The organism is Thermoplasmata archaeon, assembly GCA_035622275.1.
Classification (GTDB): domain Archaea; phylum Thermoplasmatota; class Thermoplasmata; order Lutacidiplasmatales; family UBA184; genus Lutacidiplasma.
Genome location: DASPVQ010000020.1, coordinates 93,361 through 110,516, shown reverse-complemented (window position 1 = coordinate 110,516; position 17,156 = coordinate 93,361). Strand labels below are relative to the sequence as shown.

Annotated in this window: 16 protein-coding genes and 1 tRNA gene; 7 read left to right on the top strand and 10 right to left on the bottom strand. The window is 68.5% G+C overall.

Annotation, left to right across the window (positions count from 1 at the left end):
- The first annotated feature begins 79 nt into the window (after positions 1–79).
- Positions 80–664 carry a hypothetical protein gene (locus VEL82_05945; GenBank protein ID HXW67398.1) on the top strand — a complete coding sequence of 195 codons (585 nt, stop codon included), beginning with the start codon at positions 80–82 and terminating at the stop codon, positions 662–664.
- A gap of 81 nt (positions 665–745) precedes the next feature.
- Complete coding sequence (locus tag VEL82_05940; GenBank protein ID HXW67397.1) at positions 746–1,588, top strand: hypothetical protein; 843 nt, start codon at positions 746–748, stop codon at positions 1,586–1,588.
- A 36-nt stretch (positions 1,589–1,624) separates the two neighbouring features.
- Here VEL82_05940 and VEL82_05935 read toward each other — a convergent pair whose 3' ends face one another.
- Entirely contained in the window at positions 1,625–3,541 is a 1,917-nt protein-coding gene (locus tag VEL82_05935) for an APC family permease (protein HXW67396.1), read from the bottom strand.
- A 234-nt stretch (positions 3,542–3,775) separates the two neighbouring features.
- Positions 3,776–4,933 (bottom strand): HoxN/HupN/NixA family nickel/cobalt transporter, encoded by a 1,158-nt coding sequence (locus tag VEL82_05930; protein HXW67395.1) that lies wholly within the window; start codon positions 4,931–4,933, stop codon positions 3,776–3,778.
- A gap of 219 nt (positions 4,934–5,152) precedes the next feature.
- Between VEL82_05930 and VEL82_05925 the strand changes: the two genes are divergently transcribed.
- Positions 5,153–5,638 carry a CopG family ribbon-helix-helix protein gene (locus tag VEL82_05925; GenBank protein HXW67394.1) on the top strand — a complete coding sequence of 162 codons (486 nt, stop codon included), beginning with the start codon at positions 5,153–5,155 and terminating at the stop codon, positions 5,636–5,638.
- 1,081 nt (positions 5,639–6,719) lie between these two features.
- Here VEL82_05925 and VEL82_05920 read toward each other — a convergent pair.
- Positions 6,720–8,195, bottom strand: coding sequence for a serine hydrolase domain-containing protein (locus tag VEL82_05920; protein ID HXW67393.1), 1,476 nt, complete (start codon positions 8,193–8,195; stop codon positions 6,720–6,722).
- Positions 8,196–8,388: 193 nt separating this feature from the next.
- Positions 8,389–9,015 carry a helix-turn-helix domain-containing protein gene (locus VEL82_05915; protein ID HXW67392.1) on the bottom strand — a complete coding sequence of 209 codons (627 nt, stop codon included), beginning with the start codon at positions 9,013–9,015 and terminating at the stop codon, positions 8,389–8,391.
- A 144-nt stretch (positions 9,016–9,159) separates the two neighbouring features.
- Between VEL82_05915 and VEL82_05910 the strand changes: the two genes are divergently transcribed.
- Positions 9,160–9,621, top strand: a complete 462-nt coding sequence (locus tag VEL82_05910) for a hypothetical protein (protein ID HXW67391.1) — start codon at positions 9,160–9,162, stop codon at positions 9,619–9,621.
- A 29-nt stretch (positions 9,622–9,650) separates the two neighbouring features.
- On the top strand, positions 9,651–10,043 hold the full coding sequence (locus tag VEL82_05905) for a VOC family protein (GenBank protein HXW67390.1): 393 nt from the start codon (positions 9,651–9,653) through the stop codon (positions 10,041–10,043).
- A 440-nt stretch (positions 10,044–10,483) separates the two neighbouring features.
- Here the strand turns inward: VEL82_05905 and VEL82_05900 are convergent, their stop codons facing one another.
- Positions 10,484–10,690 (bottom strand): hypothetical protein, encoded by a 207-nt coding sequence (locus VEL82_05900; protein HXW67389.1) that lies wholly within the window; start codon positions 10,688–10,690, stop codon positions 10,484–10,486.
- 49 nt (positions 10,691–10,739) lie between these two features.
- Positions 10,740–10,812: transfer RNA gene (locus VEL82_05895), tRNA-Gln, on the bottom strand.
- An 84-nt stretch (positions 10,813–10,896) separates the two neighbouring features.
- On the opposite strand from VEL82_05895, the gene pyk reads away from it, so the two are divergent.
- Positions 10,897–12,309 carry a pyruvate kinase gene (gene pyk, locus VEL82_05890; GenBank protein HXW67388.1) on the top strand — a complete coding sequence of 471 codons (1,413 nt, stop codon included), beginning with the start codon at positions 10,897–10,899 and terminating at the stop codon, positions 12,307–12,309.
- Here the strand turns inward: pyk and VEL82_05885 are convergent.
- The 4 genes from VEL82_05885 to VEL82_05870 are packed head-to-tail and all read right to left on the bottom strand — an operon-like array spanning position 12,293 to position 16,039.
- Positions 12,293–13,279: an MBL fold metallo-hydrolase gene (locus VEL82_05885; protein HXW67387.1), complete on the bottom strand. Its 987-nt coding sequence runs from the start codon at positions 13,277–13,279 to the stop codon at positions 12,293–12,295. The genes pyk and VEL82_05885 overlap by 17 nt on opposite strands.
- A gap of 9 nt (positions 13,280–13,288) precedes the next feature.
- Positions 13,289–13,987, bottom strand: a complete 699-nt coding sequence (locus VEL82_05880) for a site-2 protease family protein (protein HXW67386.1) — start codon at positions 13,985–13,987, stop codon at positions 13,289–13,291.
- Entirely contained in the window at positions 13,984–14,886 is a 903-nt protein-coding gene (locus VEL82_05875) for a cobalamin-binding protein (GenBank protein HXW67385.1), read from the bottom strand. The genes VEL82_05880 and VEL82_05875 overlap by 4 nt, the downstream gene beginning before the upstream one ends.
- A gap of 34 nt (positions 14,887–14,920) precedes the next feature.
- The gene (locus VEL82_05870; protein ID HXW67384.1) at positions 14,921–16,039 is read right to left on the bottom strand and encodes a tetratricopeptide repeat protein; all 1,119 of its coding nucleotides are present in this window, start codon (positions 16,037–16,039) and stop codon (positions 14,921–14,923) included.
- Positions 16,040–16,093: 54 nt separating this feature from the next.
- Here VEL82_05870 and VEL82_05865 point away from each other — a divergent pair, with 54 nt between their 5' ends.
- A complete protein-coding gene (locus VEL82_05865; protein ID HXW67383.1) occupies positions 16,094–17,155 on the top strand; it encodes a polyprenyl synthetase family protein in 1,062 nt (353 codons plus the stop codon).
- The last annotated feature ends 1 nt before the right edge of the window (position 17,156 follow it).

Here is a 17,156-nt window from a genome sequence, read left to right as displayed (position 1 = left end):
ATTCGCCCGGAGCGTCCGGGTTTTCGAGGCGGGCGATGCCCGAGGCTCGTATGATAAGGACAGTGCCCTACCCTGCGCGATGGCGGGCCGTGGCGTGGCGGCGCCCGAGCTCGAGCTCGACCTCGGCGAGGAGGCGCGCGCCTTTCTTCGCACCCGCATCCCGGTGACGGCCACGGGGCTCGGGATCGGAAGCGCCTTCATCGGGATCGGGGGCTACCTCGTCGGCCCGCTCGCCCGGACCGGGCCGCTCGCCGACGAGGTCCTCGCGATCCTCCTGATCGTCCTCGGCATCGGGTTGATCCTCCTCAGCCTGCGCACGGGCCTCATCAACCCGGTCATCGCATTACGCGCGGACGCGCGCGGCTTCACCTACCAGTACCGCTGGGGCGCGCCCACCACGCGCCGCTGGTCCCGCGTGGGCCTCGTGCTGGTGCTGGACGACCTCGGCGCGGACCCGCGTTCGACCGCCGAAGCGCGGCGGCATGTGTTCTTCGCGGGTCCGGGCTCGGTCTACGGAAACCTGCCGGCGCAATCGGTCGGCCCGCTCCTCGACCTCGTCCGAGGTCACGATCTCTCAGTCGCCATGCACGAAGTGGACGAGCGTCGTGGCCGCGCGGTCCACCGCATCCGGAGGATCCGGATCAGCCGGCCCCCGGGGCCGTGAGGCGGCCCTCGGGCCGGCACCGTGCTCGCCACGGGCAGCCGGAGCTTTTTTGGTCGGTGGCTCCGTTCGACCGCCGCCCGGATGCGGAACATCGAGGCGCCGCTCGTCCCCGCCGAGTTCTGGAAGCGCCTGTCGGCCCGCATGGCCTCCCAGTTCCCGGGCTTCCGTAGCGAGCGAGCCGTCGCACCGCCGGGCCGCCGCGCTCCGTCCGGGCCCCCGTCCCTCGTGGGCCCCGCCGCCGGCCGGCTCTGGGAGCTCAGCTTCCTGGAGCCGCGGCTCTTCTCGCCCGAGATGCAGGTCGGGATCACGACCTCGGTGCGGCTCATCGACCCACCGGCGATGCCCCACTACCGGATGCCGTGGCTCTACGCCGGAATCCGGCCCCGGGTCTTCAGCCGCGGCTCGGTCGGCACGGACCGGATCCTCGAGCGGTACCGCCAGGGCCGGGGGAGCGCGAAGGGGACCCGAACCGGAGACGCCGACCTCGACCGGCGCTGGGTGGTCTACACCTACGACGCCGGGATGGCGGCCGTCTACCGGGAGGCCGAGGTCCACCGGTTCCTGCGCGCCGCGGCCGCCCTCTCCCCCCACCCCGAGCGGGACCTGCCGACGCTCGCCGTGTACGGCACGGAGGCGACGCTGACCCTTCCCACCACGAGCGAGCCGGAGCGCGTTGCCGGGATCGTCGCCGCGTTCGAGGGATGCTCCCATGTCCTCGACCGGCTCGAAGCGTCCCGGGGCATGCCACCGGCATCGACCCAGCCGATCCTGATGGACCTGCTCCACGACGACGCGGGAATTCCGTTCCCGCTACCGCGCTTCGAGTGTCCGTGGTGCCACCGGATGACGCACCCGCGCTTTCACCCGAACTTCAACACGGAAGTCTGTGAGAAGTGCGGCCAGGCCCTCTACCAGTGGAAGTGAGGGACCCGTCGGCCCGGGCCCAACCCGAGAGTAGGATCACGCCGTGGCGGCGTCCGCCTCGGGTCGGGCCATCAGGGCCTCGACCTCGGCGAGGTCCTTGGTGCGGTAGCCGCTCATGAGGCCCCAGGCGTAGATGCCCGCGGCGATGATCGCCATCGCGATCGTGTCGTAGGGGAACGGGATGTACGGGTTGCCGTTCAACGGCCCGAACGGGAACGTGCCGAGCACCGAGAACCAGGAGAGCACCATCTCGACCGAGAGCAGGACCAGGACCCAGTAGCCCGCGCGCATCATGCGCCTGCCGTCCGGATGGGCGAGCATCGTCGTCACGAGCGTGGGCACCCAAATCGCGAGGAGGAGCACCACGTAGTAGATCGCGAAGGTCATCGTGAGGGTCGAGTTCGAGACCGTGACGGGCGTCGGGCTGAGCGACACGACGTTGCCGATGTAGAGGTTGATGTAGCCCCAGACGGTGTCGATCACCACCACGGCCAGCTGGACGATCCCGATCGCGAGCGCCGTGGACGGCTTGATCCCCAGGTTCCGCGGTGCGTAGAAGAAGTAGAACAGCGGGAGGACCATGAAGATCACCGAGAAGACGTAGAAGAGCCCGCCGAACTCGGACCAGTAGATCACGAGGGAGCCGCCGACGAAGGCGAGGCCGCCGACGACCAGCGCGCCGGGCAACTGGAACGGCCGCTTGATGTTCGGGGCGTGCCAGCGTAGAACGAAGAGGGTCAGCGGTCCCATGAGGAGCGAGATGGTGAAGGCGTCGGTCACGAACCCGGCAAACAGGTACCAGGACGGCAGCGGTATGATGAAGATCCCGCCGACCACCGTCGTCGCGATGAGCGCGACCCAAGGGATCCGGGTCCGGCGCTGGATGCTCAATAGGCCCCGCGGGAAGAATCCGTCCGCGCCGACTCCGTAGACCGCGCGCGTCGCCTCCCCCAGGAACACCCAACCGGTCCCCGACGGCGAGATGATGGCGTCGATGAGGAGGATCGTCGCGAACCCGCCGAGCAGCGCGACGCTGGCCTGTTGCATGACCGTGTAGAACGGCGCCGAGTACAGCGTCGTCGTGACCGAGCTCAGGCCGGCCCAGTCGCCCGGCGCCAGACCGTTCGCGCCCCAGTTGATGGCGCCGATGAACACGACCTGGAGCAGGACGTAGAGGATCACGGCCGCGGTGATCGACAGGATGATCGCCCTCGGCGCGTCGCGCTGCGGGTTCTTCGCTTCGCCCGAGAACTGCGCCGCGCCCCGGAACCCGAGGTAGGCGAATGCGATGCCGGCCGACGGGATCGCGATGAAGACCCCGGGCCATCCGAACGGGATGAACCCGCCGGACACGGTGAAGTTCGTCGAGTGGAAGATCGTGAACAGGAAGATGATCGTCAACACCGGAATGATGAACTTCCACCACGTCACGACCGTGTTGAAGGCGCCGAGGAAGCGCACGCCGACGTAGTTCAGGAAGAAGAATCCAACCAGGAGCAGAACGGCGAAGACCAGGCCGGTCGGAGTGATCAGCCCGTTCGAACCCAGCCACGTCGGCTCGTAGGTGCTCGCATACGTGATGACGGCCTCGGCCTCGATCGCCGGGACCGTGATCGATCCGAGGATGTAGGCGGCGCCGATGATGTACCCGGTGAAACCACCGTGGGTGTAGAGCGGACCGCGCACGAGCTGGCCCGTCTTGTGCAGGGCCGAAGCCGTCTCGGAGAAGCAGAGGGCGATGGCGATCATGAAGATCCCCGCGATGATCCACGACACCACGGAGGCCGGGCCCGCGAGGTGCGAGGAGGCCGCGACGGCGAAGAGCCAGCCCGAGCCAACGACCCCGCCGAACGAGATCATGAAGAGATCTTGAAACGACAGCGCGCGGCGGAGCTGCTTATCGGAAGCGTCCGCGACGAGGACCTGGTCGACGGCCGCGGTTGCGCCCGCCACGAAGCGGGTGGATGAGTTCTTGCTATGTAAATATTGTCGGGATACGTATATCCACGGAGACGCGGGTCGTCGGTGTCCGGGACCTCGCGCTCGACGGGTCGGTTCGCCACGACGTGGGAGGGAAGGAGTAGCCTACGGCCGTCCGCCGCCGAACACGCTCCCCCCCTTCGGTGGAACCTGCCCCGTCTCCGTTCGCCGCGGGCCCGCCCGGGATCCTCGACCGGGATCCCGCGCTCACGCAGGTTCTGAGGAGGAAGTGCCCGGCTCCGGCGCGGCGTCGACCGGGTTCACCGGCGTCGGGGGCTTGCCGAACCCCACGTCCTCGATGTGTTTCCATCGATAGATCGCGATAGAGACCGCCCAACACCCGCAGAACAGCGCGATGATGAGAATCCCGCACCAGCCCCAGATCTCGATGTCGCCGGGCCCATTCGAGTTGTTCAACCAGTTCATCGTGTTCCAGAACCCGAACGGTCCCCCGCTCAGATTGAGCTCCGAGGCGAGCACTCCGAGCAGTTCGATCGTCCCGATCACGATGGCGACGAGGACCGAAATCACCGTCATCGTGAGGTTGTAGTAGACCTTCCGGATCGGCTTCATGAAGGCCCACCCGTAGGCAAAGCGCATCCCGAATCCGTCGGTGGTGTCCGTGAGGACCATGCCGCAGGTGAACATGAACGGCAGCACCATCACCATCCACAGCGGGAACGCGAGGGCGGCCGTCGTCACCGTGATCGCGATCAGAGCGACCTCGGACGCGGTGTCGAAGCCAAGTCCGAACAGCACCCCGATCGGATAGATCTGCCAGGGCTCGTTGACGAATCGGAACAGCTTGCCGAAGTAGCGATTCATGAAGCCCCGCTTCAGCAGCGTCTCGTCCAGCTTCTTCTGGTCGAGCCGGCCCGTCCGGAGTTCCCGGTAGATGAGATAGACCTGCCAGAAGATCAGGAAGTTGATCAGCGCGATGATGTAGAGGAACGCTCCGGAGATGATCGTGCCCAAGATCGCTCCGTCGGCCTCGAAGGCGGGCAGGTTGCTCTCGATGAATCGGCTGGCCACGACCAGCAGACCCAGCATGGCGACGACGATGGTCGAGTGACCCAGGGAGAACCAGGTCCCGACCGTGGTCGGGCGCTTGTCCTGCTGGATCAGTTTGCGCGTGGTGTTGTCGATGGCACAGATGTGGTCGGCGTCCACGCCGTGCCGTAGACCCAGCGTGTAGGCCAGGATGCCCAGCGGCCAGAAGATCGCGTACTGGGTACCGACCCAGAAGGTAAGATAGATCCCGACGCCGGTCGCGGCGGCGATGCCGGCGTAGATCAAGATGACCTTGACCCACTCCTGTCGGGAAAGGACGATCGGGTTCCGAATCTCGGTCGAGGCAAAAGACACTGAGCGTGCCAACCGCGGCGGTTCTTAACTGCTTCGGTCGTATTTCTTAATCGTAACACGCACGCGTCGCGCCGGGTGGGACCCCATCCGTACCATTATGAACGGAGTCGAGCTCGCCTCCCCGAAAGGAGCGGTACGGTGAGGCACCCGCGACGACGAACGCTAGCGGGAGATGTCGCCGTCCCGGCGGCCCATCTGCGGCAACGAAGGGGCGACTACGTGGTGCGCCTGGGCGTTTCCCTCGAACGGGAGCTCCTCGCCCTTCTGGACAGCTGGGTGAAGGAGCGGAACTGCCGTAGCCGGTCGGATGCGATCCGCGCTCTCATTCGCAAGGAGCTCGCGGAACGCTCGCTGGGCGACCCAGGTTCCGATTCGGTGGCCGGCGTCCTGCTCGTGTACCGACATGACACCCCCAATGTCCTCCAGCGGCTCACCGCCGCCGAGCATCGCTGGGGGACGCACGTCCGGTCCTCCTCCCACGTCCATCTCGAGGGCGGCTCGTGCATGCAGCTGATCGGTCTCGTGGGAAGGAGCGACGAGGTGGTCGCCGCCGCTGAGGACCTGCGGGGTGTCAAGGGCATCGCCTACGGCCGATACACGCTCGGCACCCCGGCCGTCGCCGGGGGAACGACGGGGCACGAGCACCCCCATCGCCACGAAGCCCTGGCGACCGATGCGAGATCCCGGGCCGCTCGCGGTCGGTGACCGTCTGGGTTCCGAGCAGCGGTGCGTCGCGCGAACCTTCGAGCTGCGGACCCGTGCGGCGGCCTCGGGAACGATCGTCCGCGATCGGCCCGGCTCGCGCCGGGTCTTGGTATGCTGGCGGCCTTCCGGGATGGCCGCGATCGCGGCTCGAGTCCGCTTCCGGCGTCAGTTCACTCTCGAACTCCGCGGCCCGGGGATGTAGGGTGGGAGTCCGCCGGCTTGCCGGAGAATCGGTGTCGGTCGCTCGAGGAGCCGCGACGACCCGAACTCTTCGGGCTTGCGCGAGTTCGACGAAGGCGAGCGCGTCCGGGACGCAGCCAGCCATCCGATCTCGCCCCGCGACGATCAGGATGTCCCGCGCGTTGCCGGCATCCACCCCTTGGTTCCGGTCGAGCTCTGACCTAATCTTCGACCCCGCCCCGGAAGTCTTCGCCCGAAGCGTCCCGCATGGCGTGAACGATCGGGACCGAGCCTCCCGAGGAAGACCGGCCTCTCGCGTGGCCAAGTCCTCGCCGTGGCCGCTTCCGCGAACGTGTCGGACAGTCGGTAACGGCGCTGCTTTCCTAGAAAGGAGCGGTGGCCCGTTCGAACCCCCGAACGCGGTCGGACCAGTCGCTACGGCGTGGAAGAGAGGTACGGGCAGGGAGCGAATTTTGGTGGCGTAGCGACGGCCGGGCCGCCGCGATCGTTGTGTTCATGTGGGCACTGGGCAGAAATCGCTCTCGGACCGCCCCGAGCGGATTCGTGGTCGGTTGCCGATCGCGGTGCACACCCCCAGGCCGGTGGCCGAATCCAAGGCGTCCTTCAGCTCGCGGGTTCCCACCTCGGCGTACCGTCCGACCGTGCTGTCGTGCACGCTCGGGTAGCCTAAGACGCCGGTGTCGTGGACCTGTGAAGAACCTCGCCGGGGGGTCCGTCCGCGAGGTCGGCGAGGGAGGTCGAGGTCGTCGATGGAGCGCGTCGAGGGACGTGCTCCGCCATCGACGGGGAACGGAATCGAGCCCGATCCGAATCCTCCTGATGAACTTCGACTCCCGTCGCACGAGAGTCACGTTCTCGTGGGGACCTCGGGACTTCGCCCTCACCAGGCGAACCGGTTTCGTCGGCCGTGTCGAACCTCTTGCTCGGTGCGGCGACGGTACCACCAGTACGACACGAACACCGCGGACACCCGCTTCGAAGCATCCCGCACGAATCTGATGGTCCACGGAAGGCCAAAGAGCCGAATCAAGAATCGATCGGTTCCGCACGGCGCCGCGCGGACGACGTGCGTGTTACCATCGAGCTCCCAGAAACGTAGGGTCAGTTCGCGCCGACCCGCCCTCACGTTGCATTTGAAGCCGTCCCCGCCCCAGTACCACCCCTCGAACTCCGCGAGCGGACCGGCGCGGGAGACCACGGACGGCGTCTCGAAGAACGGGGTCGACATCGGTAACCCGAGCTGTCGATTGATCCCCGCGAACAGGACGTTGAACGACGGGACGCGCTCCACGTTGGCCAGAACCGCCCCGCAGATGCCCTTGCGTGGAACGACCGCGAACTCTGAGGAGACGCCCTTCGTCCCGCCGCCATGGTACGCGACCAAGTGACCATGGTAGGCGGGTCGAACCACGATGCCGTAGCCGTAGAAACGGTCCGTGTCGATGGGGATGGCGGGACGGAGCATCTTGCTCACGCTCTTCGGGGTCAGGATCCGCTCCCGGCCGGCTCTCCCTCCGGTGCGGAATATCTCGAGGTAGCGCAGAAGGTCCTCGATATTGGTCAGCAGTCCACCCGCCGGTCGGAGGATCCCGGCCATGCCGCAGTTCTGGGAGGGGACCATCCGCACGCGGGATCGGATTCGTTGTGGTGAGTACAGGGTGGTGACTTCCGGGTAGCGAAGCATGATCCCGGCATCGCAGGTCGTGTGCCGCATTCCACACGGTCGTAGGATTTGCTCGTCGAGATAGTTCTCGTAGGTGCGGCCGGCGCTGCGCTCGATCACCGCCCCGAGCAGCATGAACCCCTCGTTCGAGTAGCTGAACTGATGGCCCGGCGGAGCGATGGGTTGGTACCGCACCGTAGTGAGGTACTCCAGCAGTTGTTCGAAGCTGTCGAGCGGCCCCGCCTCAAGGTCGATGCCCACCCGCCGGACGGAGCGCGCGTCGAAGGACGGGTCGCGGGCGCGCGAACGAAGCTGGGAGAGGTACGTCCCTGCCAACGGCGGCATTCCGGAGGAGTGGGTGAGGAGGTGGTGGAGCGAGATCTTCGCCGTCCAGCGGGGATTCGGACTCCGAAACTCCGGAAGATGGCGCACGACGGGGTCCGTCACCCGCAGGAGTCCTTCCTCTTCGAGCCGCAGTATGGCGAGCGCGGTGAACGACTTCGTGATCGAGGCGATCCCGTACACCGTCTTCGAGGAGGCGGGCCGTCGAAGTTCGCGGTCGCGCCAGCCGTAGCCCCGGGACAAAATCGGTCGGCCGTTCCTCGAGATTCCGAGCGATAGTCCCGGAATCCGGAAGCGACGCATCAGTCGCGACGCGAACAGGTCCAGCGGGGCCGGTTCCCGCATCGCCATCTGAGGGGGACTAGCGTTCGGCCCAAAAGGCTAGCGCCACGCGGGCCCGCCGGAATGGGTAGCCCCGAGCGGATTCGCTGGTATTTTTCTTCAGAATGGGATACAAGCACGGTGCTGCCACCCCCTTGGGGGAGTGATTGAAGCGCTCGATCCGGTCACGGCGAGATGAAATTGGCTTAGCGGGAACTCGTTGCTAAGGCGGACGGGAAGGTCGGACCACGAAGCGCTTCCTCTTTCGCCGCGGTCCCCCGGAAGCCAGAGGTCCGCTACGGACAGCCACGCCGAACTTCGGGGCGGTTGAAGGCGAGAGAAGAATCCCCTCTGGGGGTCCCACGCCCGACTTGAAGTCTGAGATCGCGTAGTCGAAAAGTTCTCCGAGAAAACGTTCCGCCAGGCCCGGGAAGCAATCCTTCATTGTCCTCGGCTTGCCGTCCTCGAATACCTTCTCTGCGAGATGCTTCATTCCGAACTGCATCATCGAAGCGAGAACCGGTATCGCGTCCCGCCCCTTGTCCGTGAGTCTGTAAAAGTACACACGCTCGTCCCTCGGATGGGCGACCTTCTCGATGAGCTGCGTCGCACGCAGCTCCTTTAGGCGTTCAGAAAGAACCCTGGGCGTCAGGCCCGGATTACGGTGCTGAATCAGGTTGAAGGTCGGAGCGGGAAGGAACGCTACGTCTCGAAGGATAATGAACGACCACTTGTGGCCGAGTACGCCTAGTGACGCGCGGATAGGGCAGCCAATCGAACCCTCGGGGCGTGTGAACAGCAGGTAGGGGGCTGGCTGTCCCTTGTTGTGCGCTTGGGGGCCGACGATCACCGGAGGTCTCCGCACTACCTATGAAATAACAAGTATTTGGTCACGGCCGCGTCCCGTCTCAGAGCCTGTCGAGTACTCAACTCGAGCTCGCTATGGTTTTCCGCCGTAGTCGAATAAAATAGTATGGATTCCATAGCCCGTTCGATGACGGCGAGTACCGAGGTCGAGCACGTGGACGTTGTACCCCCTGCAGGAGTCACACGGACGCTCGAAGTTGACGCTTCGGCGAATGACGTCTTCGAGACCGTCTCGACCGCCGGCGGGTTGCGCGGGTGGTGGTGCAAGAACATCGACGGCTCGGACAAGGAAGGTAGCAAGCTGGTCCTGAAATTCCCGAACGACGTGTGGACGCTCAGCCTAGTGAAGGCGACGCGGCCGGCGAGGGTCGAGTGGAAGGTCGTTGACCAGTCCGAAAAGAAGGAGCTCATTGGGACGAAGATCCTTTTCCAGATCGGCTCCAAAGGCGCCAGCCGCTCCGAACTCCGCTTCCTCCACGCGGGTCTGACACCCAAATGCGCCTGCTTCGGCCCATGCGATGGGGCCTGGACCTACCTAATGGGCAGCATGAAGAACTATCTCGAGACCGGCAAGGGCGGTGCCGTATAGAACCGATGAGAGCAGAGAATGATCTTCCGATGCCCGTTGCGTGGTTCGAGGTAACGGGAAAGAGTGGGCAGCGTCTCAGAACCTTCTACGGCGACCTCTTCGGGTGGAAGGCGGCCGATGTCGCTCCAGGCGCGGACTACGGAGTCACCGAGGCGGCATCCCGCGGGATTGGCGGGGGACTGGGAGCAGATCCGACTGGGAACGGGGGCCATCTGACCTTCTTCGTTGAGGTCCCAGACTTCGAGGCGGCTCTTCGTGAGGTCGAGCGGCTCGGTGGGAAGCGGGTCGGAAACCCAACAGCCTTCCCCGACAAGCGTCCCTCGTCGAAGGGTCGAGGAAAAGTCGCGTTCGCCTACTTCACGGATCCTGAGGGCCACCTTGTGGGGCTCTGTCAAGGAATCATCCGGCGCAAAGCGATTTAGGGCCAGTTGGGCGACGCCCTCAGACCTCTGGCTCGGACGCCCGCGTTTGGGGTCAGCGGTTCGGTCGCGACCCCGGCTGCGCCACTGACTCTGAGATCCTGGGGAACGGGAGGTGACTTTGGTCCCGGGCGAGTGATTGGAGGCGATGTTCGCTACGACTTCGGAAGCGAGGAATAGCCCATGTGTTTCCGTAAGCGGAATCGTGTGAATCGAATGACCTCCCCATCGAACACGTAGGACGCGCGATACTCGCCCACACGTGCTCGAAAGACCTCCTTTCCGCCCTCTCGACCGATGGACTTCACCTCACACCAAGGAGGGAGTCGGTGGGGGTTCTCCCTGAGATGGTCCGCGAGCTCCTTGAACCGGTCGGCGATTTCTGGGGGGAGCAGCAAGAACTGTCGCCTCGCCTCGTGGCTCATGTCCACGACGGGCACGCGTTAACCCCTCCGCCGAACGTGCTCCTGGTACACCTGATCGAACGGGATGCCCGGGCCCTTCTCCGCCTCCCGGATCATCGCGCGGACGAACTCCTTCGGGACATGCTCCTCGATGAAATCGATGAGTACGTCGTCCCAGGTCATGTCCCCCTTCTTGAAGGGCTGGAGCATCCTCAGCGTCGACGCATGGATGGAAATCGAGGTCATCCGGTCGGTTGCCATCGCCGGACCTAGGGCCCCTCAATTATTATAATTATAGCCCCGAGCGGATTCGAACCGCTGTCGCCGGCTCCAAAGGCCAGCATGCTTGGCCGCTACACCACGGGGCTGGGGACGCACACGAGGGGTCCGTACTAAAGCGCGAACACCGGCAGCGCCTCCGAGGCTATGAGGGCGGTGCGCTCTCCGTCGCCGTGCGCAAGACCAAGATCCTCGCTACCGTGGGGCCCGCATCCGATCGGCCGGCTCGGCTGCGGGAACTCCTGCGGGCGGGGACCGACGGCTTTCGGCTCAATTTCTCGCACGGGACCGACGCCGAGCATCGCGCCACGCTGCGGCGGATGCGCGAGGCGGCCCGCCAGGCGGGGCGCGACGTGGCCATCGTCGCGGACGTCCAAGGGCCGAAGATCCGCATCGGGGCGCTCGCCGCTCCGGCGATATCGCTCGAGCCCGGGCAGTCGTTGCGGTTGGACGCCGATTCCCGCCCGGGGGACGGTCGCCGGGTCGGGGTCCAGCTGCCGTCGTTCGTCCGGGCGGCCCGGCCCGGCGATCCCGTGCTCCTCGGCGATGGAGTCGTCGAGCTGCGCGTCGAGCGCGTCCGGCGCGGGGCGATCGAGACCCGGGTCATCAGCGGCGGAACGGTGAGCGGTCACGCCGGCATCTATCTTCCCCGCGCCCATCTTCGCGTCGAAGTCTTCGGGCCGAAGGATCGGCACGACGCACAGATCGGATTGCGCGGCGGCACCGACTTCGTCGCCCTCTCGTTCGTCCGGGACGCCTCCGACGTGGTCCGCGCGCGCCGATGGCTCGACCACCAGGCCGGGGGCCGGGAGGTCGGTCTGATCGCCAAGATCGAGCGGCGCGACGCGCTCGACGAGATCGACGGGATCCTGTCCGCCGCCGACGGGATCATGGTGGCGCGCGGCGACCTTGGCATCGAGGTGCCGCTCGAGCGGCTCGCCCTCGAGCAGAAGCGGCTCGTCCGCAAGGCGAACGTCGCCGGCAAGTTCGTGATCGTGGCGACGCAGATGCTGCTCAGCATGATCCACTCTCCGCGGCCGACGCGCGCAGAGGCGACGGACGTCGCGAACGCCGTCCTCGACGGTGCCGACGCGGTGATGCTGAGCGAGGAGAGCGCGGTCGGGGAATTTCCGGTCGAAGCGGTCCGCTGGCTCGCCCGGATCGCCGAGGCGACCGAGCCGGCCTACGACGCGCGAGGGCTGCGCGAGCTGTTGCGGGCGACGCCCCCGGGCGCGCCGAGCGAGCGCTCGGTGGCGGCGGCGGCGGTCACGCTGGCCGAGGGAGTGCGGGCGCGGGCGATCGCGACGCCGACGCACTCCGGCCGGACCGCGCGGACCGTGGCGGCCCTGCGACCCACCGCGCCGGTGGTCGCGCTCTCGCACTCCGCGCCGGCCCGACGCCGTCTCGCGCTCGTGCGCGGCGTGCGGACCCTCCCGGTGCCCGCGCACCGCAATCTGATCGAGCTCCGGGACCACGTCGCGGCGCTGGTGGACTCGACTTCGTTCGCCGGTCCGGGCCCGATCGTGCTGACCGCGGGCTATCCCGTCGAGGGGCGACCGACCAACCTCGTCACGCTCGTGGACTGACCGGACCGGATCCCTCGCGCTCGCCCGGGACCGTCACCACCCCGCGGGTCTCGAAGTAGCGCAGAAATCCGCGCGCGGCCAGGTCATATCCCGAGACCAGGACCGCGCGGTCGTCGGTCCCCGCGCGCGCCGCGCCCGCCGGCTCGACGCCCCGTCGGTCGAACTCGCGCAGCCGCTCGGCGACGTAGTCCGGGTCGGCCCGCTCCCGCGCCGCGGCGAGCGCCACGTCCCGCCAGGCCTCCACGATGCCGCGATAGCGCGCGAGGTCCGCGGCACCGTCGGGACTCGGTCCGAAGTGACTGTAGAGCACCAGCACCGGGTCGAGGCCCCGCATCGCCTCGACGCTCGCGAAGAGCTGCTCGAGATCGAGATCCGGAGGGGGCACCGCCGGGCGCACGCGCGGGCTGTGCTCCAGGCGCACGCCCGCCCCGTCACCCGTGAACACCCCGCGGATCGCGCTATCGAAGAAGGCGAGGTGATGCCGGGCGTGCCCGGGCGTCGCGAGCACGCGGACCTCCCCGCCCCGGACGGGAAAGCGCTCCCCGCCGCGCAGGGCCTGGATCCTCGGGGCCGCGACCGGGACGATCGGTCCCCACAGGGGGTCCGCCGCCGCGCCCCAGGCCCGCCGGGCGCTCGCGATCAGGCGCGTCGGATCGATCAGGTGCGGGACGCCGAGCTCGTGCGCATAGAACGTCGCGCGCGGGAGCGCGTCGGCCAGCGCCCCGACGCCGCCGGCATGGTCGAGGTGGATGTGGGTGACCAGGACGTGCCGGATCGCCGCGCGCTCGACCCCGGCCCGATCGATGCCGGCGAGCAGCGCCTCCCGGCAGCTCGTGGGGCCGGTCTCGATGAGCATCCAACCCTCCTCCTCCGGCACGAGATAGGCGGCGACGAGCCCCTCGGTGTCGCGGAAGTCAGTGTCGATGAGCTGGCGATCGCGCCCGAGCTCCCGGAGGCGCGGACGGGACACGACCTCCTCCTACAGGACCGGCCGTCCGACCACGACTACGGCGAGATACGAGACGACGGCCGCCGCAACGCCGACGACGAAGGCGACGACCCAGATCGCGCTGCTCCAGCGCAGGACCTTCGCGCCGTCGAGGGGGCCGAAGGGCAGGAGGTTGAACACGCCGAAGAACGAGTTGAACCAGGCCAGCAGCAGCAGCCAGAAGTAGAGCGGGCTCGCGAAGAACCACGCCGCGGTCGCTCCCGCGTAGAACGCGGCCGCGAACGACAGGTTCGTGAGCGGCCCGGCGAGGCTCGTCCGGCCCCAGTCGCGGACGTTGCCCATGCCGCCGATCACGGTCGCTCCCGGCGCGGCGAACAGGAGTCCTAGGTAGGCGGTGACCACCGAGAACGCCAGTCCGATCGGCGACCAGCGGAACTCGGCCCAGTAGCCGTGGCGTTGCGCCGAGATCTTGTGGGCGAGCTCGTGGCAGACGAACGCGGTGAGCGCGACGAGGGCGGCGAACCCGACGAGGTCGAGCGGCACGGCGACGATCGAACTGACGCTGCTCCCGGTGAACACCCCGCCCACGAACAGGATCAGCACGAAGTCGAGCGTGAGGACCGCGAACGCGACGCTGATCTGAAGCACCTCCTGGCGGGAGGTCGTGATCCGCCCCCGGGCCGGCTCGGTCGCCGTCCAACTGTACGTGTAGGGGATCCCCGAGCTCATGCCGCCGCCTCCGGCCCGGCCGCGTACGGCGCCACCGGCATCGGCGGGTCCCAGGGGGCTCGCGCGAGCAGGTGCCGCACGAGCTCGACCCCGTCGGCCAGGCGCGGCCCCGGTCGGGAGAAGTAGGCCTCGTCCGCGATGAACGTCCCGAGCGGGGCCCGCACCCCGGCGACGGCGCGACGCAGCGCGGGGGCCTCGAGCTCGCGACGCGAGCGATCGACCGAGAAACTGCAGGGAGACAGCACGAGGAGGTCGGGGGGATCGGAGGAGAGCCGAGCCCAGCCCGTGCGCTCGCCCGGCCGGCCGGACCGCGGGCCGATCGACTCCCCGCCCGCCGCCCGCACGATGTCCGGTGTCCACAGCCCGGCCACGATCGGGGGGTCGAGCCACTCCACCACCGCGACCCGAGCGACGGCGGGACCCGGGGGCCGGGCGCAGCGCTCCCGCAGGCGTCGGGTCAGCGCTCGCGCCGGTGCGGGATCCTCCAGCGCTCGACCGACCGCCTCGATCGACGCAAAGACGCCCGCGAGCGTCCTCGGGGTGAGCGAGACGATCCTCGGCGCCACGTCCGCCCGCGCGCACGCGCTCGCGACCTCGGCATCGGTCACCGAGCAGACCCGACACAGGTCCTGCGTCAGAATCAGGTCCGGCGCGAGTTCGCTTAGGCGGTCGATGTCGAGATCGTAGAGGCTCTCGTCCCGCCCGCGGACGTCCTGCACGCGTCGGTCGATCTCCGCGGAGGAGCGGTCGAGGTCCAGAGTCCGCGGCCGCATGACGACCGGGAGCGAAGCGACCTCGGGGGGATAGTCGCATTCCGCGCTGCGGCCGACCAGTTCCGCGCCGTGCCCCAGGACGAAGACGATCTCGGTCGCGCTGGGGAGAACGGAGACGATCCGCATGTTCGCCGAGGCCCGGCGCAAATCGGTCGGTGCGTTACTTACCTTTGCGGTGTCGCGCGCGCCGGGGCGAGTCCCCGCCGCGCCGGACCACCGGTCGCCGCGGCCCGGCACGGCGAGTGCGCCGGGGACGGTCCGGAGCGGTGCGTTTCGCGCCGCGTCGCCTCGCCGGGCCCCGGGCGGGGGGTCCCGCGGCCTCACCCGGGAGTGGGGGGAGCGGGATCCCCAGATGCTGGCACAGCGCGCGCTCGCGCTCGACGGTCAGCCCGAGGCGACGCGCCTCGGCGCGCTCGCGCTCCGATGCGTCCGCCGGCCCGGTGCGCTCGAGCGCGATGGCGTGCAGGAACCGCAGCTGCGGCTCCTCGGGCGTCCGTTCGAGCATCGCCTCGATCTCGACGCGGGCGGCCGCCCAGTCTCCGAGATCGACCAGCGCAGCGACCAGGTGCGCCCGGACCTCGACCCGCGCCTCGTCCTCGGCCAGGAGCGCGCGGTAGATCGCGATCTCCTCGCGCGGCTTGGCCCGCGCGCCGAGGACGGCCGCCTGTCCGAGGCGAGCGTCGAGATCGTCGGGGCGCGTCGCGCGGACCTCGGCGAACAGCCGGTCGGCATCGTCGAGCAGACCGAGTCCCAGCAGCGAGCGGCCGATCCCGATGCGGGCCGGCAGGAATCCCGGCTTCATCGCGGCGGCCTGGCGGTAGAAGCGCAACGCGAGCGCGGGGACCCCCCAATCGAGCCAGGTCCTCGCGCGGCCCATGACGGCGTCCAGCAGCTGCGCGCTCGGCAACAGCCGGTTCCGCGGTTCGGGCGGACGGCGCGGTTCTTCGCCCATCAGCGACTCGAGACCGAGCTGGCGCGCGAGCTCGGCGAAGCGAGCGCCCTCGATCACCGTCCCGGACCGCTGGAGCACCTCCGCCGTGATCGCGAGCGGGAGGCGACCAGGGGTCAGCACGACCAGCCGGGCGGGGCCGACGCCCTCCCCGGCGATCCGCCGCACCGACTCGAGGGAGACCTGGTCGGGGTCCTCGAGGAACGCGTAGAGGAACCCGTCCTCCGTCTGGAGCACGAGGCCCTCCGCTAGCGGCTTCGCGGCGTCGAGGCGCTGACCCATCGCCTCCACGAGGCCGCCGGCCAGCTGGACGAACGTCGGCGAGGCCATCGAGGTTCGCAAGGCAGGGTTCATTAAATACGTGGGAGTCCACGCGCAGCCGCCGTGGATCTGAACGGTCTCTACCGGTACCTCCGACCGCTCGAGCGTGAACTCGCGCGATCGTACGCCCGGGCCCGGAGCGCGGCGCCCGAGACGGTACGGCCCTACCTCGACGTGAACCGGGAGTTCACGCTGCGCGGTGGCAAGCGCTTCCGCGCGATCCTGGTGCTCGCCGGCTACCATCTCGCGACGCGCCGCCCGCCGACGCCGGCGCTGCCGGCGGCCGCGGCCCTCGAGCACTTCCAGAGCTGGATGCTGGTGCATGACGACATCATCGACCACGCGGAGCAGCGACGCGGTGGGCCCAGCGTGCACCGGGCGGCCGAGGCGATGCACCGGCGCGAGCACCGTGTCGGATCGAGCGAGGAGTACGGGGTGGGCATCGGCATCACGCTCGGCGACCTCGAGGAGCCGTTCACCGTCGACGCGCTGCTTTCCGTGCGCGCCCCCCTCCCCGCCCGCCTGGCCGCCCTCGGCGAGTACGTTCGCATGACGCGCTGGACCGCGTACGGCCAGCTCCTCGACATCCGCAACGCGACGCTCGACCCGGGGTCCGTGACCGAGGACGATGTGCTGAACGTCCACCGCCTAAAGTCCGCGGTCTACACCGTGGCGGCGCCGCTGAGGATCGGCGCGCTCCTCGGAGGGATGCGGCCGGATCGCCTCGGCGACCTGGAGTCGATCGGGCTCGATCTCGGGATCGCGTTCCAGTTGCGCGACGATGTCCTCGGCGCCGGTTTCGACGCGGAGGAGACCGGCAAGAGCCCGAACGATCTGCCCGAGGGCAAGCGCACGCTGCTGCTCGTCAGGGCCTGGGCCGCGGCGAGCGAGGCGGACCGCGGACGGCTCTCGCGCGTCCTCGGCAACCCCAACGCGACGCCGGAGGACGTCGAGCGGGCGCGCGAGGTGATACGGGCGACCGGGAGTCTGGCCTGCTCCGAGACGCGCATCGCCGCGCTCACCGCCCGCGCCCTCGCCCGGCTCGATCGGACACGGTCGATCCCGCCGTCGGCCAAGCCGCTCGTCCGGGAGATCGCCGACCGCCTCGTGCGCCGGCGGTCCTGAG

Excerpts from the sequence above, each read along its gene's own strand:
- VEL82_05945 (HXW67398.1), top strand. The coding sequence starts at position 80 with ATGGCGGGCCGTGGCGTGGCGGCGCCCGAGCTCGAGCTCGACCTCGGC.
- VEL82_05940 (HXW67397.1), top strand. The coding sequence starts at position 746 with ATGCGGAACATCGAGGCGCCGCTCGTCCCCGCCGAGTTCTGGAAGCGC.
- VEL82_05920 (HXW67393.1), bottom strand. The coding sequence starts at position 8,195 with ATGGCGATGCGGGAACCGGCCCCGCTGGACCTGTTCGCGTCGCGACTG.
- VEL82_05910 (HXW67391.1), top strand. The coding sequence starts at position 9,160 with ATGACGGCGAGTACCGAGGTCGAGCACGTGGACGTTGTACCCCCTGCA.
- VEL82_05905 (HXW67390.1), top strand. The coding sequence starts at position 9,651 with ATGCCCGTTGCGTGGTTCGAGGTAACGGGAAAGAGTGGGCAGCGTCTC.
- VEL82_05900 (HXW67389.1), bottom strand. The coding sequence starts at position 10,690 with ATGACCTCGATTTCCATCCATGCGTCGACGCTGAGGATGCTCCAGCCC.
- VEL82_05880 (HXW67386.1), bottom strand. The coding sequence starts at position 13,987 with ATGAGCTCGGGGATCCCCTACACGTACAGTTGGACGGCGACCGAGCCG.
- VEL82_05875 (HXW67385.1), bottom strand. The coding sequence starts at position 14,886 with ATGCGGATCGTCTCCGTTCTCCCCAGCGCGACCGAGATCGTCTTCGTC.
- VEL82_05870 (HXW67384.1), bottom strand. The coding sequence starts at position 16,039 with ATGGCCTCGCCGACGTTCGTCCAGCTGGCCGGCGGCCTCGTGGAGGCG.